Origin of the sequence: Sphingomonas oligophenolica (assembly GCF_039522915.1) — a bacterium.
GTDB classification, from domain to species: domain Bacteria; phylum Pseudomonadota; class Alphaproteobacteria; order Sphingomonadales; family Sphingomonadaceae; genus Sphingomonas; species Sphingomonas oligophenolica.
In genome coordinates this window covers 60,709-82,571 of sequence record NZ_BAAAEH010000029.1, presented here as the reverse complement: position 1 = coordinate 82,571, position 21,863 = coordinate 60,709, and the positions used below count along the sequence as shown (strand labels likewise).

The 21,863-nt window shown below is 65.2% G+C and carries 13 protein-coding genes; 2 read left to right on the top strand and 11 right to left on the bottom strand.

Annotation, left to right across the window (positions count from 1 at the left end; genetic code table 11):
* Positions 1 to 3: 3 nt before the first annotated feature.
* Entirely contained in the window at positions 4 to 2,220 is a 2,217-nt protein-coding gene (locus tag ABD050_RS14665; RefSeq protein ID WP_343890160.1) for a TonB-dependent receptor, read from the bottom strand.
* 296 nt (positions 2,221 to 2,516) lie between these two features.
* On the opposite strand from ABD050_RS14665, the gene ABD050_RS14660 reads away from it, so the two are divergent.
* Complete coding sequence (locus ABD050_RS14660; RefSeq protein ID WP_343890159.1) at positions 2,517 to 4,178, top strand: amidohydrolase; 1,662 nt, start codon at positions 2,517 to 2,519, stop codon at positions 4,176 to 4,178.
* Here the strand turns inward: ABD050_RS14660 and pdxR are convergent.
* Entirely contained in the window at positions 4,168 to 5,637 is a 1,470-nt protein-coding gene (pdxR, locus tag ABD050_RS14655; protein ID WP_343890158.1) for a MocR-like pyridoxine biosynthesis transcription factor PdxR, read from the bottom strand. The two genes, ABD050_RS14660 and pdxR, sit on opposite strands and share 11 nt — an antisense overlap.
* Before the next feature lie 173 nt (positions 5,638 to 5,810).
* Between pdxR and ABD050_RS14650 the strand changes: the two genes are divergently transcribed.
* Positions 5,811 to 6,485, top strand: a complete 675-nt coding sequence (locus ABD050_RS14650) for an FMN-binding negative transcriptional regulator (RefSeq protein ID WP_343890157.1) — start codon at positions 5,811 to 5,813, stop codon at positions 6,483 to 6,485.
* Here ABD050_RS14650 and ABD050_RS14645 read toward each other — a convergent pair.
* The 9 genes from ABD050_RS14645 to ABD050_RS14605 form a co-directional block, all read right to left on the bottom strand.
* Complete coding sequence (locus ABD050_RS14645) at positions 6,466 to 7,653, bottom strand: PepSY-associated TM helix domain-containing protein (RefSeq protein WP_343890156.1); 1,188 nt, start codon at positions 7,651 to 7,653, stop codon at positions 6,466 to 6,468. The genes ABD050_RS14650 and ABD050_RS14645 overlap by 20 nt on opposite strands.
* 88 nt (positions 7,654 to 7,741) lie before the next feature.
* Positions 7,742 to 8,692, bottom strand: a complete 951-nt coding sequence (locus ABD050_RS14640) for an alpha/beta hydrolase (RefSeq protein ID WP_343890155.1) — start codon at positions 8,690 to 8,692, stop codon at positions 7,742 to 7,744.
* 140 nt (positions 8,693 to 8,832) lie between these two features.
* Positions 8,833 to 10,197, bottom strand: a complete 1,365-nt coding sequence (locus ABD050_RS14635; protein WP_343890154.1) for an alpha-amylase family glycosyl hydrolase — start codon at positions 10,195 to 10,197, stop codon at positions 8,833 to 8,835.
* Positions 10,198 to 10,207: 10 nt separating this feature from the next.
* Positions 10,208 to 11,704, bottom strand: a complete 1,497-nt coding sequence (locus ABD050_RS14630; protein WP_343890153.1) for a tryptophan halogenase family protein — start codon at positions 11,702 to 11,704, stop codon at positions 10,208 to 10,210.
* A gap of 28 nt (positions 11,705 to 11,732) precedes the next feature.
* Positions 11,733 to 13,769 (bottom strand): glycoside hydrolase family 97 protein, encoded by a 2,037-nt coding sequence (locus ABD050_RS14625; protein ID WP_343890152.1) that lies wholly within the window; start codon positions 13,767 to 13,769, stop codon positions 11,733 to 11,735.
* Between the two features lie 10 nt (positions 13,770 to 13,779).
* Complete coding sequence (locus tag ABD050_RS14620) at positions 13,780 to 15,417, bottom strand: alpha-glucosidase (protein ID WP_343890151.1); 1,638 nt, start codon at positions 15,415 to 15,417, stop codon at positions 13,780 to 13,782.
* Positions 15,414 to 17,243 (bottom strand): alpha-amylase family glycosyl hydrolase, encoded by a 1,830-nt coding sequence (locus ABD050_RS14615; protein WP_343890150.1) that lies wholly within the window; start codon positions 17,241 to 17,243, stop codon positions 15,414 to 15,416. Before ABD050_RS14615 ends, ABD050_RS14620 begins: the two co-directional genes overlap by 4 nt.
* A 109-nt stretch (positions 17,244 to 17,352) precedes the next feature.
* A complete protein-coding gene (locus tag ABD050_RS14610; protein ID WP_425542463.1) occupies positions 17,353 to 18,864 on the bottom strand; it encodes a tryptophan halogenase family protein in 1,512 nt (503 codons plus the stop codon).
* 105 nt (positions 18,865 to 18,969) lie between these two features.
* A complete protein-coding gene (locus ABD050_RS14605) occupies positions 18,970 to 21,798 on the bottom strand; it encodes a TonB-dependent receptor (RefSeq protein WP_343890148.1) in 2,829 nt (942 codons plus the stop codon).
* Between the last annotated feature and the right edge of the window lie 65 nt (positions 21,799 to 21,863).

Here is a 21,863-nt window from a genome sequence, read left to right as displayed (position 1 = left end):
CTCCTAAAAGCCGAGATCGATCCGCATCCCGACCGTGCGCGGCCTGATGATCGAAAAGGCGGGGCTCGTCTGTCCGGCGAACGGTCCGTTGAGCAGACCGCGCTTGTCGAAGATGTTGTTGATATACGCCATTACGCGAGCCTTTTCGAACAGGGTGACCGAGGCACGGGCATCGAACTGGCTGAAGCCCCCGCGATAGGTCGGGTTGCCGAACGCCACCGGTGCACTCGAGATATAGCGATGCGCGAGCTCGAAGGTCGGCGCGATCTTCATCTCGGGGAAGTCGAGGACCGCGTTGTTCGCGACCGACCATTTCGACGAACCCGGCAGCTGCGTGCCGGCTGCATAGCCGGGCCCATAATTGTCCGGCAGGAAAGCAGTGAGTGCCGCCTCCTGGTACGTCACATTCGAGCTCAAGCTGAGGTGACGAACCGGTTTGACGGTGCCGGAGAATTCGATCCCGACGATGTTCGCGCTGGCGGCGTTGACCACGTAAGAGAAGTAATTCGGGCCGGGTCCGAATTCGCGCGCCTGGATGTTCTTCCAGTCGATCGAGAATACGGTGGCGTCGATCAGGATACGGTTTTTCAGCAGGCCGAATTTGACCCCTGCTTCGTAATTGTCGACCTTGTCAGCGGCATAAGCGGTGGGAATGGTCGGCAACAGGCCCGCATTGGGGTTGATTCCGCCGACGCGATAGCCGCGCGAATAGGTCATATAGGCGAGGAAACCGGGCGCCGGACGGAACGAGACGGTCGCCTTGGGCGTGAAGCCATGGTCCTTCTGGTCGAGCGAGCCGGTCTTGTCGACGGTGCTGCCGCTAACATAGCCTGCCTGGTTGGTGACGGTCGCCTTCGCTTCGTTGCTGTAATAGCGGCCGCCGACCGTGATCTCGAGCGAGGGCACGGGGCGATAGGAGAGCTCGCCGAACACGCCGAAATCCTTGTTCGCCGTATCCGAGATATAGCCATAGAGCTGATCATGCGGCGCCAGCACCGAGCCGGCCACACCGCCGAAATCGGCTGGATGCGCGTTGATATAGGCCTGCGCGCCGGGGGCGAGGGTCTGGTCGTAGCTGAATTTGGTCGCATAGATGTAGCTGGTGCCGATCAGCCAGCGGAACGGCCCGTCGCCCTTTGAGGTGAGGCGCGCTTCGCCCTGCTTGATGTTCGCACTCGCGTTGGTGATCGAGATCGGCGCGAGTGGCCCGGTGGTGTGGCCGTTCAGGAAGCCATCATAGGAAGCGTCGAACTGGGTGAAGTTGGTCTTCTTGTCGACCGACCCGAAGATCGTGAAGGTCGCAAAGCCGAGATCCTGGTCGAGGCGCAGCGAGTTCAGGAAGAAGCTCGTCTTCTGCGGTTCGGGATTGGCCGTGAAGCGCGTCATGTCGGCGATCGAGGTCAGATAGGTCTCGTCGTCGAGCTTGGTCTCCTGATAGGTCGAAAGATAGGTGATCTTGGTGCCGTCGGCGGGTGTGAACACGATCGAGCCGCGCAGGCCGCGCGTACGGAAATCGTCACTACCCTTGACGCCGGTGCCGGTATTATCGGCGAAGCCCGCATCGAAGCGCTGCAGCGCCATCACCCGCACCGCGAGCTTGTCCTTGATGATCGGCACGTTGAGCATCAGCTTGCCGGCATAGTTGACCTGGCCGTTCGCATGGTCGGTATAGCCGACCGAGCCCTCGGCGGCGGCGTGGATGCCGCTCGTGTCAGCCGTCTTCACGACATAATTGACCAGGCCGCCAAGCGTCGACGAGCCGAACAACGTGCCCTGCGGGCCACGCAGCACCTCGACCCGGTCGAGATCGAAGGTGTCGACATCGGGGATGCCGATCGGGAAGCCAGGCTCGACCAGCGGGATTTCGTTCAGATAATAGCCGGTCGTGGTCTGACCCTGCTCGTGATAGGTGGTGGCTGAAACGCCGCGGATGATGACTTCGGAAACGCCGGGCTGATAGTCGTTGAACACCACGCCGGGCAGGCGGACGATATAGTCCGACAGGCTGTTGGCATTGGCCTTGGCGAGCTGCTCGCCGGTGACTGCGCTGATCGGCATGGCGACATCGCGCACCGACTCGCTGCGTTTGGTCGCGGTTACGACGATATCCTGGCTGTTCGAGCTGTCCGGCTCGGCCTGGGCGAAGGCTGGCGCGGCGAGAACGGCGGCGACCGCCACGCTGGCCACGGCACTGGCCCGAATGAAGCGAGAAGTGCGCATGATCTATATCCCCTTTGCCATCGCGGCTGGGCGCCGCGAGGAACAATCCCTGGTCCTTCGTGCTACATCCCCGGGCTGGCGCTTTGTCGCGCCTTGTCCGATGGGCGGCACCAGTGCCGCACGATCTCCCTGAAGGGACAGTGGCACCGCTTGGCTAGCGCAAAACATCCAAAATAATGATGCCGAGGGGACCAAGCTCGCACCTGCTGGCCCCTGCGGCAAGGCCGAATTGGATGGTTCGCTCATGACGGACGGCGATATGCTTGCGCGATGACCGCCGCCGAAGGAAGCAGACCATGATCGATCGCCGCATGTTCATCGGGGCTGGTGCTGCCTTTGCAGTTGCCGGTCGGGTAAGCGCCTTCGCCGCCGAAAGCGGCCTCGATATCGCGCTGATCAACGTCAATGCGTGGACTGGCGTGCCGGGACAGAAGCGCGCGACCGCGATCGGCATTGTCGGGGATCGCATTGCGGCAATCGGCGCGGACGCGGTGCAAGCCCGCACGACGCGGGCGACCCGGGTGATCGACCTGCAGGGCGCGTTCGCGATGCCCGCTTTTACCGACAACCATACGCATTTCCTGCGCGGTGCGGTGACGCTCACCCAGGCGGATCTGCTGAGTTCAACGAGCCGGCAGGATTTCGCTGACCGGCTTGGCGCCGTCGCACGCGCGCGGCCGGGGAAATGGATATTGGGCGGCACCTGGGACGAGCAGCGGCTCGGCGGCGCGCTGCCCACCCGTGAGTGGATCGACGCAGCGACCGGCGACACGCCGGTCGCGGTGCCGCGGACTGACCTGCACAGCTATCTGCTCAACACGGCCGCGCTCAGGCTCGCCGGCATCACCCGCGACACCCCTGACCCGGCCGGTGGCCAGATCGTGCGCGACGCGCGGGGCGAGCCGACCGGCGTTCTCAAGGACAATGCGAAGGACCTTGCCGAACGGGCGTTCCCGGTGCCGACCGACGCGGATACCGATGCGGCGATGCGTGGCGGCGTCGCGCATGGCCTGAGCAAGGGCGTGGCGCAGGTCCATAATCCGGAGATCGACTGGCACAGCTATGAAGCGCTGCGCCGGCTGCGCGCCACGGGCGAGATGGACATGCGCTTCTACGCGTTCGTGCCGGCGGTCGACTGGGCGAAGATGGTGGCGATCGTGAAGGCGGAAGGGCGCGGCGATGACTGGCTGCGCTGGGGCGCGATCAAGGCATTGTGCGACGGCTCGCTGGGCTCGCGCACGGCATTGTTCCGCGATCCCTATGCCGATGCCCCCGGCCAGCGCGGCGTGCGGGTGACAAGCCTGGCGGATTTGCGGGAATGGATCGGTGCGGCTGACGCCGCCGGCCTGCACGTCGCGACCCATGCGATCGGCGATCAGGCCAATGAAGATGTGCTCGATATCTATGCGGCGGTGGCGGCAGCCAATGGGCCGAGGGACCGGCGTTTCCGCATCGAGCATGCCCAGCATCTCCGCCCCGCAACGATCCCGCGTTTTGCGAAGCAGAAAGTGATCGCCTCGGTCCAGCCCTTCCATGCCATCGATGACGGCCGCTGGGCGGTTAAGCGGATCGGCGAGGCGCGGCTCGAGGGCACCTATGCGTTCCGTTCGTTGCTCGACAGCGGCGCCACCGTGACCTTCGGGTCGGACTGGCCGGTCGCGCCGCTTGATCCGTTGACCGGCGTTTATGGTGCAGTGACGCGCCGGACCATCGATGGCGCCAACCCGGATGGCTGGCTGCCCGGGCAGAAGGTCAGCGTCGAGCAGGCTCTTACTGCCTATACTCGCTCCAACGCCCATGCCGGCTTCATGGAGGACCGCAGCGGCGTGCTTGCGCCCGGCTATTATGCCGATATCGCAATTCTCGATGCTGACCTGACGGCGATCGACCCGCTCAGGATTCCTGCAGTGAAAGTGCTGCACACCTTTGTCGGGGGCAAGACACGGTTCAGCGCGTAGCGGCGGCAAGCTTTTCCAGCGCGGCGCCGGCCTCCGCCGCGCTCAGGCTGGCAAAGCCGAGCCGTAGGCCGCGTGCCGCGCCTTCATGCGTGGCGAAGGACTGCGATCGGGCGAAATGCACGCCGAGCGCCGGCGCACGTTCCTCGATCCGGTCGAGATGGGCGATGTCGGGAAAGCGCAGCCAGAAGGCGAGGCCACCGTCCGGTACCCTGAAATCGACTATATCGCCCAGCGTCCGGCGAAGGCTGTCGGCAAAGGCCGCCCGTCTCGCTGCATAGACCTGGGTCACCTTGCGGGCGTGGCGACGCACTTCGCCCTCCGCGATGAGTTCGGCCACTGCCTCCTCGGTCAGGGTGTTGCCCATGCCGTCGACCAGCGAAATGCTGTGCGCGGCCGCGTCGATAAAGGCGGTCGGCGCGGCGATATAACCGATGCGCAGCGCCGGCAGCAGCAGCTTGGAGAGCGAGCCGACATAGATGACGCGTGCCGGCGCATAGCTTGCCATCGGCAGCAGCGGCTGGGAGTCGAAATGGAACTCGTGATCATAATCATCCTCGATGATCGCGAAATCGAACTGGCGGGCGAGCTCGAGCAGGCGAAGCCGCCGCTCCGGCCGCAAGGCAACGGTGGTGGGGAATTGATGGTGCGGCGTCAGGAAGATCGCGCGCACGCGGTATGCCCGGCACTGGCGTTCGACATCCTCGACATCGATGCCCTGTTCATCCAGCCCGACCGACACGATCTTCGCCCCGCAGGCTCTGAACGCGGCGATCGCGGGCTCATAGGTGAGCGACTCCATCAGCACCGCGTCGCCGGGCGAGACCAGGGTGCGCGCGGCGATGAAGATCGCATTCTGGCTGCCGCGGGTGATGCAGATGTTCTCGGCGCTGACGGCAAGGCCGCGTTCGGCCTTCAGCATCTCGGCAATGCCGCTGCGCAGCCCAGGCACGCCGCGAGGATCGCGGTAGAGCAGGCGATTGTCGCGCGTCGTCCGCCGCACGGCCGAGCGATAGGCGCGTGCCAGGGTGTCGGCCGGAAACAGGCGCCCGTCCGGCGAGCCCTCGTCGAGCTTCACGCCGCTGCCCGCGACGAGCGCGAGCGGATGCTCGGGCGGCGCGTGAAAGCGATAGGCCGGGGTCTGAAGGTCGGCCTCGGACAGGCGCAACGCCGCGGGCAGCTTGGCGCGGCGATCGGGCAGCGAATCCGATACCATAGTGCCGCGCGTGCCGCTCGACGTCAGCCAGCCTTGCGCGATCAGATCCTCATAAGCGAGCACCACCGTCTTGCGATTGACGCCGAGCAGACCGGCCAGCTCGCGGCTGCTCGGAAGGAAGGTGCCGGAGGGAAGGCGACCCCGCTCGACCTCATGGATCAGCGCCCGGACAATCTGGAGATAGATCGGCGTCGCCCGCTTCGGGTCGATGCGATCGTCGAGCACCACTTTCCATGGCCGCAGCATTGGACCGGTAACTCCTGCAGAAAATGATGCACAAGGGAGCCAGTTACGCTTACCGCCATGGCGCGGCAAGCAGCTTGGCCCCCGCCGATTCTGGATTCTGGGGCTTGTTCGAACCGGGCGGGCGATTGATCGTGGCGCAACAGCCGGGCTGTTGACGTAGGGGACGATCGAACGTGGACAGGCACGAGACCAATCAGGCGGAGCAATTGCCGGGTGATGCCGGGCAACCTCCGGTGCCGCCACCGGCATCGCCGTTTCTACGCTTCGGCGATGCCGATATCGTCGATCTCATCGGGGATTATCCGCTCGCCTGGCTTTGCCCGGCAAAGGGCGGCGATGCGGGCCTGCCCAGCCTGTTGCCGCTGTTGCCGGAGATTGACGCCGATGGGCGGCTGGTCGGCCTGATCGGGCATATGGCGAAGCGCAATCCGCTTTACGCAGCGCTGTCCGGGGATCCGGCCGCGCTGGTGCTGTTCACAGGGCCACAGGCCTATGTCTCGCCCGGCCTGGTGACTGATCCTGCCTGGGCGCCGACCTGGAACTATGCGCAACTGCGGATCGCAGGGACCGTCGCGTTCGATCCGGAGCGCGGCCATGAGGCACTGGCGATGCTGGTCGAGGCGATGGATCGCCACGCGGGCTCAGGCTGGACGGTGGCGATGATGGGTGAGCGCTATGCCCCGATGGAGCAGGCGATCATCGCTTTCCATATTGCCGTGACGCGCATTGAGGGCAAATTCAAGCTGGGCCAGGATGAATCGCCCGAGCGATTGCGCGAGATAGTGGCGGGCCATCCTGATCCGGCGCTGGTGGCCTGGATGGAACGCTTCAATCCCGGACGCTTCTAGCTTTCCCACGCTCCCTTTTGCGGGCGGAGACGCGGCCGGGCCGGCGTTTGAGCCAGAGATAGAGCGCGGTGCCGCACATCTCCAGCGTGGCGAGGCCGAGGATCAGATCGAGCACGATGCCCGGCCAGCCGATCATCTGTCCGGTGTGAAGCGGAAACAGCGCCCGACTCAGCGCCTGGCCGGCACTGTCGGCATAGGGGCTGTCTTCATAGACGAACGTGCCGGTCGCATCGTCGAACCAATATGTCACCGGCCCAAGCGCGCGATATTCCTCGATGCCCGACGGCGTGAAGCGGAGGCCGGACAGCCCGCGGACCGGTTCGCGCTGATAGACTGCGGGTTGCCATGTCAGTTGTCGCCTCGCGGCCAGCAGTTCGGCTTTGCGCAGCAGGTCAGGGAAGGCGGGAGGGTTGGCCTTGTGCCCCGCTGGGGCACCGTCGAAAGGCGAGGGGCGGGGCGGGGACAAAAGCTGCACTGCCGGCAGGAATGCCTCGCTGAAGAAGTTCATCGCCACCGAGGTGAAGGCAAGCACCGACAGCGGGAGCAGCAGCCACAGGCCGCTCGCGCGGTGAATGTCGAGCAGCAGCCGCGGCAACGGGCTCGACCGACGGAATTGCCAGATGCGTTTCCACTGGCGGAACCAGGGGCGTCGGAGCGGCCAGGTGAGATAGACTCCGACCAGATTGCTGAGCAGCCAGACAAGGGCGACCACGCCCATCAGCCACCGACCCCAATCCCCGGCGAGCAGGGTGTAGTGAAGCAGATAGACGCCGCGCATCAGATGGGCCCGGCCCCAGCCGGCTTCGGTACGCCGGGTGCCGACGACATGTCCGTCGCGGCAATCCAGAAAGACCTGGTCGAACGAGAGGGTTTGAGCGCCGCGCGGCTCGACCAGCACCTCGACGGTCCGACCGGGTTCGGCGCGGACCGGGAAGGTGGTGGCTGCAAGCTCGGGGTGAGCGCGCTCGAGCGCGCCGGCGGCTGTCGCCGGGTCGATCGGACGCGATGTGGTGCAGGAGAATAGTTCGGGATTGAGCCAGGCGTCGAGCGGCTTCTCGAAGCTCAGCACGCAACCGGTTGCCGCAGCGATCGCGAGGAACAGCAGCATGAACAGGCCGGAATAGCGGTGGATCGCGGTCCATAGCTGCCGTCGCTCGATCTGGGTCATGCTCGCGTGTCTCCCGCCAGGCGGAAGGATGCCCGACGGCGCACGTGTCTTCTACCGCCAGATCGATCGACGCGACGGGGCCAAGCGGTCAGCGGGAGAACCGCTCGACCAGCCACGCCGCGCTCTCGGCCACTGCCCGCTCTGCGATTGGCGCGATCGATACAGCCTCGAGGAAGCTGTGCGTGGCGCCGCGATAGATTTTGCAGCGCACCATGTTGCCCGCTCCCGCCATGCGCTCGGCAATCCGACGATCGCTGTCGGCCAGCGGATCGCACTCGGCGACGATGTGAAAGGAAGGCGGCAGATCGTGCAGCGCCGCGCGGGCGGGCAGGGCGAGCGGATCGTCCGGATAGGGCGCCGGCCCCAGATAATTGTCGAGATATCGGCCCAGCTCGGTACTGGTCAGCAGCTTGCCGGGACCGCCATGATCGCGATGGCTTTCGCCGGTGAAGTCGTCATCGAAGAAGCCATAAGCCAGGAGCAGGGCGCTCAGGGGAGCGTTGCCCTCATCGCGTCGCATGAGGCAGGCGGACAGTGCCAGGTTGGCGCCGGCCGAATCCCCGCCGATCGCGACGCGCGTCGGATCGATCCCCTGGGCCTGACCCGTTTTCGTGACCCAGTCGAGCACGGCCATCACCTCGTGCAAGGCCGTGGGAAAGCGCTGCTCGGGCGACAGAGCATAGTCAACGCCGATGACCGTTGCGCCCGAGCGAGCCGCATATTCGCGCATGATGCGATCGTGCGTGTCGAGGCTGAAGGTCGTGAAGCCACCTCCATGCAGATAGACGAACACCGGCGCGAGGCCGCCCGGATCGGCGGCTGACATCAGCCGGATCGGAACGGCCCGTCCGGGGCCGGGAGCGGTGAGATCCTCGCGGCGGCGCATGACCGGTCCGCCAAGCGTCCAGCGCCGCCGCACCTGCTCGGCTGCAGCACGCTGTTCGGCGAGAGGCAGGCGGTCGAGGTTGGGAAACTCGGCCCATGCCTCGTTCAGCGCATCCACAAAGGGCAGCAGGTCAGGGTCGATTGTCGAGGGCATGGCTGACGCTAACAATGTTCAATACCATCGCCCAGCGTGAATGCTCGCGCCGCGCACCTCGGGCATCGCTCCGAACTATCGAGTGAGAGCAGGAGCGCAGTGTAGTTTAACGCGGTCGCCGTACCTTGGGAGCGCTTCCCCTATCGCGACAGGAGACGGTATCCCCAGGGTGCCAGCGTCATCGTCGCTCCTTCCCGCAGAGTCGTGGTGGTGCCGTCACGCTCATCGTGGAACGGTCCGTCGATAGGCCCATCCGTGAAGGTTATCTTCTGCGTCTCGCCCGAGAAGTTGAACACGGCGAACACCTGATCCGCGCCCTTCCGACGGACGAACGAGAAAACCTTGTCGGGATGATCGTTGACGACGCGGACCATCGGCGCACCCCATGGAGCATTGTCGAGCGCCGGGTGCGCCTTGCGGAAGGCGATCAGGCGTTTGAACAACGCTGCATTCGGATGGTCGCGCCAGACGATCGGATCGCGCTCGAAGAAGGCGAGCCGCTTCGGATTGCCGGCTTCCTGACCGTTATAGATCAGCGGCAGGCCGTCGCTGACGAAGCTCAGCGCGGTAGCGGCGGCGAAGCTCTTGCCGAACAATTCCTCGTCGCTGCCGTCCCAGCTGTTCTTGTCGTGGTTGGTGGTGAACAGCATGCGCATCGCGCCGCGCGGCCAGGCGCCGTCGTTCCAGCTGTAATAGGCGAACAGCCCGCTCGCATCGCTTTTGCCGGTCCCGATCGCGTGCATCGCGTCCCACCAGTCCCAGGCATAGGTCGCGTCGAAGGCGCGCGCGTGATAGTCGGGCCAGTTCCATTCGGCGAGCATGAACACCGGCTTGATCGCGGACAGTTCGGTGCGGGCGTTATTCCAGAAATCGACCGGGACCATGCCGGCGACGTCGCAGCGGAAGCCGTCGAAGCCGATGTCGCGCACCCAGTATTTCATCGCCGCGGTCATGTACTGGCGCAGGGCCGGCTTGTCGTAATCGAGGTCGATGATGTCCGACCAGTCGAACCATGGCGTCGGGCGGAAGCGACCCTTCCAGTCATGTTCGTACCATTCGGGATGCTCGGCCACGAGCTTGTTGTCCCAGGCGGTGTGGTTGGCGACCCAGTCGAGGATGACATGCAGCCCCAGCCTGTGCGCGGTGGCGATGAACGCCTTGAGGTCTGCGACGGTACCGAATTCGGGGTTCACGCCATAATAGTCGCGCACCGAATAGGGGCTGCCCAGCGTGCCCTTGCGGTTCTTCACGCCGATCGGGTTGACCGGCATCAGCCAGACAATATCGATGCCAAGCGCCTTGAGGCGGGGCAGCTGCTTTTCGGCGGCGCGGAAGGTGCCTTCGGGCGTGAACTGACGGGTGTTGAGCTGGTACAGCACTGCCTGCCGGCTCCATGCCGGGTGCTGGATCTTTACATAGGGCTGCGGCGTGTAGCGCGACGGAGTTGGCTGGGCGGCGGTGGGCATCGCGAAAGCGGCGATCAGCAGGGCCATGATCCAGCGCATATGCGGTCCTTCAGGCAAGCTCGGCCAGCACGGCCTTGTGGTCACGGAAATTGAGCGAGGCGCGGCGCAGCAGCTCGTCGATCGCAGCCATGTCGTGGCGCTGAGCGGCCGGCTCGGGCGCGTGCATGCGATCATCGTCGGGGAACTGGCCATAGCCGGCGAGCAGGCAGTGCCAGGAAGTCGCCGGGTAGTAAGCGGCGATGCCTTGGTCGGCGATCTCGCGTTCGAGATCCTTGCCGGTGAACCAGCAGGTCATGATCGCCTTCAGGGAATCCGACAGATTCTGGTTGGCGGCATTGTCGCGCCAATAGGGCGTGTCCGTGCGGCGGTTCATGCGATAATGGCAGACGATGTAATCGCGGATGCCGTCATAGCGCGCGGCGATGCGCTGATTGAACGCATCGCGGTTGGCCGGTGTGAAGCCGCCCTGTTCCCAGGCGGCGATGAAGCCCTCGACGGTTGCCTGGACGATGTGCAGCGCGGTCGCCTCCAAGGGCTCTATGAAGCCCTGTGCGAGGCCGATGGCGAGGCTGTTGCCCGCCCAGCTCTGCTCCACGCGGCCGACCTTCATCGTCAGGTGTCGCGCCGGCACATCATCGCCCAGCCCGCGATACGCGCGCAGTTCGGCTTCGGCCTCGTTGGCCGTGGTATAGCGCGAAGCATAGACATAGCCGTTGCCGGTGCGGCTGGTCAGCGGAATGTCCCACGCCCAGCCATTGCTGAGTGCAGTGGACTTGGTCGCGGCGTTGGTCCCGCTCGGGTCGGCCGGCGTCGGCATCACCACCGCACGGTCGTTGAACAGAGTGTCGGCGAAGGATCGGAACGGCACGCCGAGCGCCGCCTGATGGATGACCGAACGGAAGCCGCTTGAATCGACGAACAGGTCGCCGGCGATTGTCTCGCCATCCTCGGCGATGAGGTGAGTCACCGCGCCATTGTCGATCGCGACGTCGACGATGCGCCGCTGCAGATGCGTGACGCCGCGCCCGAGGGCATGGTCGCGCAGGAAGATACCGACGAGATGCGAGTCGAAATGATAGCCATAGCTCGGGCCGAGCGTGAATTCCTCGGGGGCGATCGGAGCGAGGCGCTGCGCGGCGAGGCGCGGCTGGAGGAAGAAGCGGTCGGGATGCGCCCACACGTCATTGCCGAAGCGCCGCGCCTGGCAGTTGAAGAAAAAGGCCGGCGCGGTGTGGAGGTCGAGCGGGCTGGGGAAGGGGTGGAAATAGCTTTCATGGCCAGGCCGGTCCGACCAGCCATGGAAGGAGATGCCGTTCTTGTACGTAGCGTTGCATGCCGGCATCCACGCCGCCTCGGCGATGCCGAGCGTATCGAAGAACGCCTTCAGTTGCGGGGTCGAACCCTCGCCGACGCCGATGATGCCGATCTCGGGGCTCTCGATCACCGTAATCCGCGCGGTGCCCGGCCAGCGCTGCGCGAACAGATTGGCCGCCATCCAGCCGGCAGTGCCGCCGCCGAGAATGACGATGCGACCGGGTGCCCTCATGCGAGCAACCGATCTGCTATGCGAACGATCACCGCCCGGCCACGAAGCGGATCGCCTCGCCGCCACCCGGGGCCAGCGGCAGGCTGATCTTGTCGCCCTTGCGCACCGTCCGCTTCTCGATCGTGATCGCGTGGCGTGCGTCGGTGCGATAGTCGGCGGCGGGGCCGTCGCGGTAGATCTGGGCGGTATAGCTCCTGCCGGAATCGAGAAAGTCGAGCGCCACGTCGAGCGTGCGGGCATTCTCGTCGGTCACTGCCCCCAGATACCAGTCGTTCGAGCGGCGGTCCTTGCGCGCGATGGTCACATAGTCGCCGACCTCGCCATTGAGCACGCGCGTATCGGACCAGTCAGTCGGCACGTCCTTGATGAACCGGAAGGCGCCCGGGTAGCGTGCGTAATTCTCCGGCAGGTCGGCAGCCATCTGGATCGGCGAGTAGATCACGACATAGAGCGCGAGCTGCTTGGCCATGGTAGACAGGATGTCCGTGCCGCCACGCCCTTTCAGGCTGAGCACGCCCGGCGTGAAGTCCATCGGCCCGCCGAGCATGCGCGTGAAGACGAGATTGGCTTCATGCTCGGGCGGGTTCTTGGGCACCCCCCACGCGTTATATTCCATGCCGCGCTGGCCCTCGCGTGACACCCAATTGGGATAGGTACGGCGCAGGCCCGTATCCTTGATCGGCTCATGCGTGTCGATCGCGACGTGGCGTTTGGCCGCCTCGTTCACAACCAGCAGGTGATGAACCGACGCAGCCTGCCCCTCGTGCCATTCGTAGCGGATCGCGCCGTCCGGGCCGGTTTTCGTCTTGAAGCCGCCGGCGTCCGAGACATAGCCGGTCTTGACCGCGTCGATGCCCAGCCGCTGGTCAAGATCGAAGGCGGCGCGCATCTGTTCCTCGTAATGCGCGGCATTGGCCGAGGTCTCGTGATGACCGATCAGCACCACGCCCCTGGATTTGCCATAGGCGGCGAGGCCGGGAAGGTCGAAGTCGGGATGGGGCTGCGTGAAGCTGAAGCTCTCGCCATTGGCGAACCAGTCGCCGTCCCAACCCTGATTCCAGCCCTCGACCAGCACGCCGCCGAACCCGTTCTTCGCGGCGAAATCGATCATCGCGCGGGTGTTGGCGGTGGTCGCGCCATGTTTCGGTCCCGACGCCCAGCTTTGCGTGTCGAGATGCATGCCCCACCAGATGCCGACATATTTGCGCGGGTGGACCCAGGAAACGTCACCGAGCTTGTCGGGCTCGTTGAGGTTCAGGATCAGCGGGTTGGCCATGTACAGCCCGGCCGCGTCGGGCGAGATCAGCATGACTCGCCATGGTGTCGGGAAGGGCGCTGCGCGACTGACCTTGGGACCGGTCGCCGCCGGGGTCAGCACTGCCTTCAAATTGCCGCCGACCACCTTGGCGATGTTCATCCCGGCATAATCGACCAGCGCGGCCTCGTGGAAGGCGATATGGGTGCCGTCGGCGAGCTTCACCGTAAGCGGCGTCTGGGCGATGCCGATCTCGGCCACCGGCGTGTGGTGATAGAGATATTCCTCGCGGTTGGATTCAAACGCCTCGCACCACCAAGCCTCGGCCGGTTGCGCGAGATTGAACTGGGTCAGTTCCTCGGCGATGTTGGCCTGGTGCAGGCTGGCCTGGTCGGGGAATTCGTAGCGAAAGCCGACACCGTTATCGAACACGCGGAACACCACGTCGAGCGCGCGGTGCAGCGCGCTGGTTTCGCGCAAACGAAGGCGAAGTTCCCGATAATGATCGCGCACGTTCGTCCATTCGCCCCAGGGCTGGCTCCATGTGTCGTCATGATCGGTGGCCGCCTGGCTTTCGAGCGCGAAGTTGCGCAGCATCTGGGGCGCGTCGGTGAACAGGAAGCCGAGATGCGATTCAGCGATCAGCGGCTTGCCGAGCCGGCTGATCTGATAGCCAGCACGACCCTCGCCGTTGAGCGTCACCTCGACCTTGATGCTTGCATCGGGCGAGGCGACGCTGGCGACGACCTGCGCCGACGCGGGCGCGGCGGCAAGGGCCAGCAGGGCAAGCAGGGCCGGGAGGAAACGCATCACGTGCTCCTTATGCGCCAGGTTCGGCGACCAGCGCCGCGAACGGCGCGAAATGCCAGTCGGTCACGTCCCCGACCTGTTCGACCATCCGCCACGCGTCGCGCTGGTCGGGCGCCCAGTCGCGTGGCGCTTCCCCGAAGTTGAAAACGCACAGCAGCCGTTGATCGGCGGCGATGCGCTCGAACGCGAGCAAAGTGTCGGACGCCTCGATGACGCGGATCTCGCCGGTCAGCAGCGCCGCGCTGGCGTTGCGGAAGGCGAGAAGGCGGCGGGTCAGTGCGAGCATCGAGGTGCTGTCGCTCTCCTGCTGGTCGACCGCCAGCGCTGCGTGATCGGGGCCGGTCGGCAGCCATGGCTCGACGATCGAAAACCCGAGATGCGGCGCGCCGGCGGACCAGGGCATCGGCGTGCGCGCGCCGTCGCGACTCAGCGTCAGTGGCCAGTTGGCGATTGCCTCGGGATCCCGCAGCCGGTCGAACGGGATGTCGACCTGGGTCAGGCCGAGCTCCTCCCCCTGATAGAGGAAGATGTTGCCGCGCAGGCAAACCAGCAGCAGCATCTTGAGCGCGGCGAAGGTTCCGCGATGCTCTGGCGTCACCCAGCGCGACAGAGCGCGGGGTGCGTCGTGATTCTCGAACGCCCAGCTCGGCCAGCCCGTACCCGGCGCGTCAGGCCATTGCTCGACCGCCTCGCGCACCAGCGCCGGGGTCAGCCGGTCTGCATAGAGGAAGTTGAAGCCATAGGCTGAGTTGAGCCGGCGCCCTTTCGCGGTGAAAGCATGCATCTCGCGCTCGGGCGCCTCGCCGCCGACTTCGGCGACGGTGAAGCGCGCGCCATATTGGTCGACCAGGGCGCGCAGCCGCTCGAGGAAGCCCGGGATGTCGGGGTGGCTCTGGTTGTGGATGTGCTGCTGGAAATCGAAGGGCCGGGTGCGCACGCCATTGGTTTCGGGCGCGGGCGGATTGTCGCGCAGTTCGGGGTCATGCATCGCGAAGTTGATGGCGTCGATGCGGAAGCCGTCGACCCCGCGCTCGAGCCAGAAGCGCGCGGTATCGAGCAACGCCTGCTGCACTTCGGGCAGGTGCACGTGCAGCTGCGGTTGGGCGCTGAGGAAGTTGTGCATATAATATTGCCGGCGCCGCGCATCCCATGTCCAGGCCGGGCCGCCGAACACCGACTGCCAGTTGTTGGGCGGGCTGCCATCGGCCTTCGCGTCGGCCCAGACATACCAGTCGGCCCTGGCGTTGCCGCGGCTTGACCGGCTCTCGCTGAACCAGGGATGCTCGTCCGAGGTGTGCGAATAGACCTGATCGATGATCACGCGCAGTCCGAGCGCATGGGCGCGCGCCACCAGTGCGTCGAAATCGGCAAGCGTCCCGAAGATCGGGTCGACATCGCAATAATCGGCCACGTCGTAGCCGAAATCGGCCATCGGCGAGGTGAAGAAGGGCGACAACCAGATGCCGTCCACGCCGAGCGACGCGACATAATCGAGATGCGCCGTGATTCCGGCGAGATCGCCGATGCCGTCGCCGTTCGAATCAGCGAAGCTGCGCGGATAGATCTGGTAGATCGCGGCACCGCGCCACCAGACGCGGTCGGTCGTGAGATCGGAGGCGGGAAGGGGCACCCGGACGGTGTCGGTCATTGGTGCGCCTCGCAGACTGCATAGTCGAAAGCGCCCAGCGTGACGGTGACGCTGCCCGGCGCGCTGGCACTCGCTGCGCAATGACCGGCCAGCGTGGTGAACGCGGTCGAGCCGGGCTCGACCTTGACCTGCCGCGTCAGTGGTTCGGCCGATGTGTTGAAGACGAGGAGCATTTCCTTGCCGCTTGCCGGATCGAAGCGCGAGACGGCGACCAGGCCGGGCTTGTCGTCGCGCGCGCGCAGCACGAGCCGGCCTCGGGTCAGCGCGGGGTGCGACAGGCGCAGCCGGGCGAGCGCCGCGATCTGTTTGAACAGCGGATGGTCCTCCCCGAAATGCGCCGTGGCGGTGGTCGTGTCGCTGCCGATCAGCGTGTCGTCATTATAGACCGCAACCTTGCTGGCGAACATGTCCTCGCGCGCGTCCTGGTCGCCGCCATCACCGGCGAAGCCCTGCTCGTCGCCCGAATAGATCGTCGGCACGCCGCGCCATGTCAGCAGCATCGCATTGGCGAGCATCTCGCGCTTCAGGACCTCGTCGTCGCTCGCTCCCGGGAAGGCCTTGCGAATGTAGAAGCCGAGCCGGCCGGCATCATGGTTCGAGACGAAGGTCGGGAGGGTGACCGCTGTGTCGAAGCCATGCGCGTAGAGCGCGTCGCCGAGCACCAGTCTGTCCCAGGCGCCGAATTCCTGTTGTCCGGTGACGGCCTCGAGCACTGCCTGGCGGAAGGCGAAATCGAGCACTGCCGGGAGCTTGTCGACGATCGTGGCGCGCGCGAGCAGGCCCACATCAAGCGATTCATAGGCGACTTCGCCGAAGATATGGAAGTTGGGAATGCCCCTCGCTTTCGCCCGGTCGCGCATGGCGGGGACGAACTGCGCCCAGAATTCCGGATTGACGTGGCGCGCCGTGTCGATGCGGAAGCCGTCGACGCCAAAGCGGTCGATCCAGTCGCCGAAGATCGCGATCATGCCCTGCACGACGCGCGGATTCTCGGTGTCGAGATCGTCCAGCCCGGCAAAATCGCCCAGTGTCGCGCTCTCGCCATAATAGGTCGTGTTGCCGCGATTATGGTACCAGCGCACGTCGTTGAGCCATGCCGGCACCTTGATGTTCGCCTCGGCCGGGGGGACATAGGGCGTATAGGCGTAGGTCGGATCAGTCAGCCGGGCGAAATTCTCGGGCGTCTGCACATCCTCGCCGAGAAAGCCCGGATTGATCGCAGCGCCCGCCGGGCCGCCGCGGCGCTGGAAGGGATAGTCGGCGATCGAACGATAGGGGCAGGCGCTACCAGGCCCGCATTCGCGATACTGGATCACGTCGGCGGTGTGGTTGGCGATGATATCCATATAGACCTTCATCCCGCGCGCATGCGCCGCATCGACCAGCGCCTTGAAATCCGCATTGCTGCCGAGATGCGGGTCGACCCGGGTGAAATCAGTGATCCAATAGCCGTGATAGCCGGCGGATTCCTGGCCGCGCGCTCCTTGCACCGGCTTGTTCTTGAAGATCGGCCCAACCCAGATCGCGGTAGCGCCAAGATCCTGGATATAGCCGAGCCGGCGGATCAGGCCCTTGAGGTCGCCGCCATGATAGAAACCCTTGGCGGTCGGGTCATAGCCGGTCTTCAGCCGGTCACCGGTCAGCCCGCCGCGGTCGTTCGACGGATCGCCGTTGTCGAAGCGATCGGGCAGCAGGAAATAGATCACCTCGTCCTGCGGCAGGCGCTCGCGGAAATTGGCGGCCGGCGTGGTCTGTGCGGGCGCGGGGAGCGGCAGGGTTGCCGCGACCAGCAGGGCAAGGGCGCCAAGGCGCATCGAACGGCTCATCCCACCCTCTCCCGGCGCGCGATCATGACCGTGCACCATATGTTTGACCGCCTCTTGAAATCGCCGCCGCGCGAAGCCAACCCACTGACATACGTATTCAGGCGACAGCTCATCTCGGCGCCGCACAGTGCCGGGCGATGAAGTCGACATGGCTCGTCATCCGGCCGGCCTCGCGGGCGTAGAGCAATTCGATCGTCTCCATGAACTCGCCAAGGTCGCCGCGCTCGATCTGGTCGGCGAGCGGGTGATAGCCGTGCGGGACCACGCCCTGGCCGATCAGTACCTGCAACCAGCCGACCTCGGTGAAGAGCTCCTCATGCTCGCGCACGATATTGCCATTGGCCCGGAACAGCGCGATCTTGCGCGCCAGCGTGTCGGGCAATTCCATCGCCCGGCACTCCTGCCAGAAGGGCTCGTCGCGCTGATTGGCCTGGTAATGCAGGATCAGGAAGTCGCGGATCCGTTCGATCTCGAAATCGGTCTGGCGGTTATATTCGTCGCGGTCGGCGGCCGCGACATGGCGGCCGGGCAGGAGCTTGAGCAGCCGCGAGACAGCCGACTGGATCATGTGGATGCTGGTCGATTCGAGCGGTTCGAGAAAGCCGCTCGACAGGCCGATGGCGATGACGTTGCGCTCCCAGGCGCGCCTGCGCTTGCCGGCCTTGAAGCGCAGCGGACGCGGGTCAGCGAGCGGTTCGCTATCGAGATTGGCGAGCAGCAAGGCCGTCGCTTCGTCATCGCTGAGGTGGCTGCTCGAATAGACATGGCCATTGCCGACCCGGTGCTGCAGCGGAATGCGCCATTGCCAGCCCGCCGTCAGCGCGCGGGCGCGTGTATAGGGCGTGAGCGGGCCCGTACCGGCGCTGGGCACGACCAGCGCGCGATCGCAGGCCAGCCAGTGCGACCAGTCCTCGAAGCCGCTCTCCAGCGTCTGCTCGATCAGCAGACCGCGAAAGCCGGTGCAGTCGATGAAGATGTCGCCAGCAACGCGCTCCCCGGACTCAAGCAGCAGAGCGGCGACATCGCCGCTCTTGCCGTCGCGGATGACCTCGACAATCTTGCCCTCGGTGCGCTCGACGCCGCGCAACTCGGCGAAGCGGCGCAGATAGGCTGCGTAGAGGCCGGCATCGAACTGGAAGGCATAGGGCACAGGCGGGACGGCCGGGCCCGTCAGCGGAGCACCGCGGTGCATCTTGTCGGCGCGCGCCGCGACCTCGTTGAGCGCATAATGGTCGAGGCTTTTGGCGAGGCCCAGCCGGCGCGCGCGCAGCCAGTAATGCTGGAAGGCGATCAGTCCGACATCGCGACCGACGGCCCCGAAGGCGTGCATGTAGCGCGCGCCGGGGCGCGACCAGCCGTCGAACTCGATGCCGAGCTTGAAGGTCGCCTGGGTCGCGCGGACGAAGGCGTCCTCGTCGAGACCGAGCGCCTCGTTGAACAGGCGGATCTGCGGGATCGTCGATTCACCGACCCCGACCGTGCCGATCTCCTCGGATTCGATCAGGCGGATGCGATAGCCGGTCTCGAGAAAGCGGTCGAGCGCCGCCGCCGTCATCCAGCCGGCGCTGCCGCCGCCGGCAATCACGATCGTGACCGGGTCGGGCTGTTCGGTCACGCGCATCCTCTCTCGGTCGTCATGTGAGCCCTGTATCGACCCGCGGGGCGGGTAAAGAAAAGGGCCGCCGGCAATGGTCATGCCGGCGGCGCCGAGTGAGACGGGGGGCCGTCAGAACTTGTAGGTCAGGCCGAGATAATAATCGCGGCCGTAGCGCTGATAATCGATGACCTGGCGGCGATCATTGTTTTGATAGGTGATGAAGGGCCGGTCGGTGAGGTTCTTGGCCTGTGCCAGGATCGCCAGGCCCTTGAGCAGTCCATCCTGGAATTCATACCCGATCTGCGCATCGAGAATGCCCTCGGCCACGACCTGACGATAGGTCGGGGCAGCAGACAGGCCGGCGACCTCGCCGAGGAAAGTCGAGCGGTAGCGATAGCTGCCGCGAATCTGGAAGCCGTGCTTTTCGTAATAGAGCTCGCCGCTCGCGACATATTTGGACAGGCCCGGCAGCGTAAGGGCCTGGGTCGGATTGCTGGCCAGCTTGATGGAGCTATCCGAATAGCTGCCGCTGCCGAAGAAGCCGAAACCGTCAAGCGCGCTCGAAAACGCCTTGAACGGCAGCGACAACGTCACCTCGGTGCCGAGCATATAGCCGCGACCGGTATTGGCGGGCGCGGTGACCGGACCGGTGGTCAGGTGATTGGCGGTGACGATCGCTTGTTGCGCCGGCGTCAACGCGCCCAACAGCGGGGAGAAATCATAGGCGTAGCTGTTGCCCGGGTCGACATAGTCGGTGAGGTGCTTGAAATAGCCCGCGATCGCGAAATAGCCGCCGCCCCGGAAATATTTCTCGATCGACACGTCGATATTGGTCGATTCATAGGGCCGCAGCTGGACGTTGCCGCCGGTCGAGCTGAACACCGGGTTCAATGCCGGGTTGGTGTTGTTGGGGGCGATGTTGCCGATGTTGATGGCGACGTCCTGAGTTACCCGCTCCTGGTCCATCCGCGGGCGGACCATGGTCTGCGATGCGCCGAGCTTCACATAGCCGTTGGGGATCAGTTCGAGCGAGAAGGTCGCCGACGGCAGCACGCGGTTATAGGTTACTTTCTGATAGGCCGGCGCAATCGTCACGACCCCGGCCGGGCTGACGCTGGCGATTTGCCCCGTCGAGCTTTGCTCGGTGTGGATGAACTGCGTACCGATACTGGCCTTCAACGCGCGGCCCCCGACCTCCCCGTCGATGTTGAGCTTGGCATAGCCGGTCCAGACGCTCTCGGAGACGGTGTTGTCGCGGACCAGCGAGCTGGGGCGGTTGTCGTAATAGCTGTTATAGGCGTTGTTGTAGAGATACATGGGGTCCAGCGCGAGCACCGCCGGCACGCCGAGATAGCCGAGCGGGACATTGGTCCCGAGGATGGCGCCGGCCGGGATCGCCTCGGATGTCGGGGTGCCGCTCGCAACGGTGCAATTGGTCCCGCCGCCCTTCGGACAGAGGAAGTAGGACGCGTAGGCGCTGGTCTTCTCACGCCGGCTGAAATTGCCGCCCACCTCCCAGCTCTTGAGAACGCCGGCGTCGATGTCGCCGTTCAGCGTCGCGCGCAGCGACTTGAGATCGTCCTTGAAGCTGGGCTGGTTGAGGAAGCCGGCCTGGACCACCGGTTGCGTACCGTTATAGCCCCAACCCTGCGGGTCTGTGATCTTGAAGATGCTGGTATTGGTGTAATCCAGCGTCGGCACGATGCTGTAGATGCCATTGGCCAGCTGAGTCACATGGATCGTGTCGCCCGGGCCGCTGCCGCCATAACCGGTGCCGGTATAGTTTTCGAGCAGGAAGTCGGTGCGCGTCGCGCGCGACCAGCTGGCGTCGACGTTGAGCCTCAGCTTGTCGCCCAGGCGGATATCGTTGTTCCAGCCGAACGAATAATTGTCTGCCTTGCGATCGTTGAGATCGTTGCGCTGGATGCCGTGGACGCCGGTGAAGGTGGTCGAGGTGGCGAAGCCGCCGGTCTGCTGCACGCCGCTCGCGGCGTAGGAAAAGCCAAGCGGAAATTCGATGCCGCGCAGCTTCTGCGTTTCGCGGAAGTGCGAATAGAGCGCGTCGAAGGTCGAATGGAAATTGTCGCTCGGCTGCCATTCGAGCGTGGCGACCGCACCATAGCGCTTGAGTATGTTCGACTGGACATAGGGCTTGGCGCCACCCAGCACATAGGGGTTGGCCGCGGTTCCGCTGCCGGCATAGCCCCATGCATTGTAGCGCTCGTCCTGCGAGGGATTCTGGCTCGCCGAAACGCCGATCGCGACGCCGAACGTGTCGTTGGCGAACTTGTCGACATAGGTCGCCGAGGCGCGATAGCCGTAGCGCGACGAGTCCGGGTTGAGCGCCTTGAGACCATTCATCTCACCGCGCGCCGAGATGACCAGCACGCGGTTCGCCTGATCGAGCGGACGCAGCATACGCAGATCGACCGTGCCCGAGATGCCCGAAGCGATCAGCGAGGCATCGGCGGTCTTGTAGACATTGACGTTCTTGAAGAACTCCGACGGATACTGGTCGTACTCGACGCCGCGATTGTCCCCGACAGTGACCTGCTCGCGGCCGTTGAGCAATGTGGTGCCGAAATCGGGGCCCAGACCACGAATCGAGAGGCGCTGGTCGCGGCCTTCGAGCCGCTGCGCGGTCACGCCGGGGAGGCGCGCGAGCGAGTCGGCGATCGACACGTCGGGCAGCTTGCCGATATCCTCGGCTGAGACCGAATCGACGATCAACGTCGATTCGCGCTTGATCCGCGCCGACGAGGCGAGGGAGGCGCGGATACCGGTGACGACGACGTCCTGCCCGCCGTCATCGGCGGCGGGGGTAGCCGCCGGGGCGTCCTGCGCCAGAGCAGCTTCGGCGCCGACCAGCGACGCGACTGCGCTCAGCGCGATGGCGCTGGCGCGCACCGCAAGGCGGGTTCGCGCCGAGAAACGACCATTGTCATGAGAAACCTTCATTCAAATCCTCCCCTTGCGCTGATGCGCAGCCGCCGCTCGCTCGTGGCGATCGATCTGCCTGTCGA

Excerpts from the sequence above, each read along its gene's own strand:
- ABD050_RS14605 (WP_343890148.1), bottom strand. The coding sequence starts at position 21,798 with ATGAAGGTTTCTCATGACAATGGTCGTTTCTCGGCGCGAACCCGCCTT.
- ABD050_RS14630 (WP_343890153.1), bottom strand. The coding sequence starts at position 11,704 with ATGAGGGCACCCGGTCGCATCGTCATTCTCGGCGGCGGCACTGCCGGC.
- ABD050_RS14660 (WP_343890159.1), top strand. The coding sequence starts at position 2,517 with ATGATCGATCGCCGCATGTTCATCGGGGCTGGTGCTGCCTTTGCAGTT.
- ABD050_RS14610 (WP_425542463.1), bottom strand. The coding sequence starts at position 18,864 with ATGCGCGTGACCGAACAGCCCGACCCGGTCACGATCGTGATTGCCGGC.
- ABD050_RS14640 (WP_343890155.1), bottom strand. The coding sequence starts at position 8,692 with ATGCCCTCGACAATCGACCCTGACCTGCTGCCCTTTGTGGATGCGCTG.
- ABD050_RS14620 (WP_343890151.1), bottom strand. The coding sequence starts at position 15,417 with ATGACCGACACCGTCCGGGTGCCCCTTCCCGCCTCCGATCTCACGACC.
- ABD050_RS14665 (WP_343890160.1), bottom strand. The coding sequence starts at position 2,220 with ATGCGCACTTCTCGCTTCATTCGGGCCAGTGCCGTGGCCAGCGTGGCG.
- ABD050_RS14625 (WP_343890152.1), bottom strand. The coding sequence starts at position 13,769 with ATGCGTTTCCTCCCGGCCCTGCTTGCCCTGCTGGCCCTTGCCGCCGCG.
- ABD050_RS14615 (WP_343890150.1), bottom strand. The coding sequence starts at position 17,243 with ATGAGCCGTTCGATGCGCCTTGGCGCCCTTGCCCTGCTGGTCGCGGCA.
- ABD050_RS14645 (WP_343890156.1), bottom strand. The coding sequence starts at position 7,653 with ATGACCCAGATCGAGCGACGGCAGCTATGGACCGCGATCCACCGCTAT.
- pdxR (WP_343890158.1), bottom strand. The coding sequence starts at position 5,637 with ATGCTGCGGCCATGGAAAGTGGTGCTCGACGATCGCATCGACCCGAAG.
- ABD050_RS14635 (WP_343890154.1), bottom strand. The coding sequence starts at position 10,197 with ATGCGCTGGATCATGGCCCTGCTGATCGCCGCTTTCGCGATGCCCACC.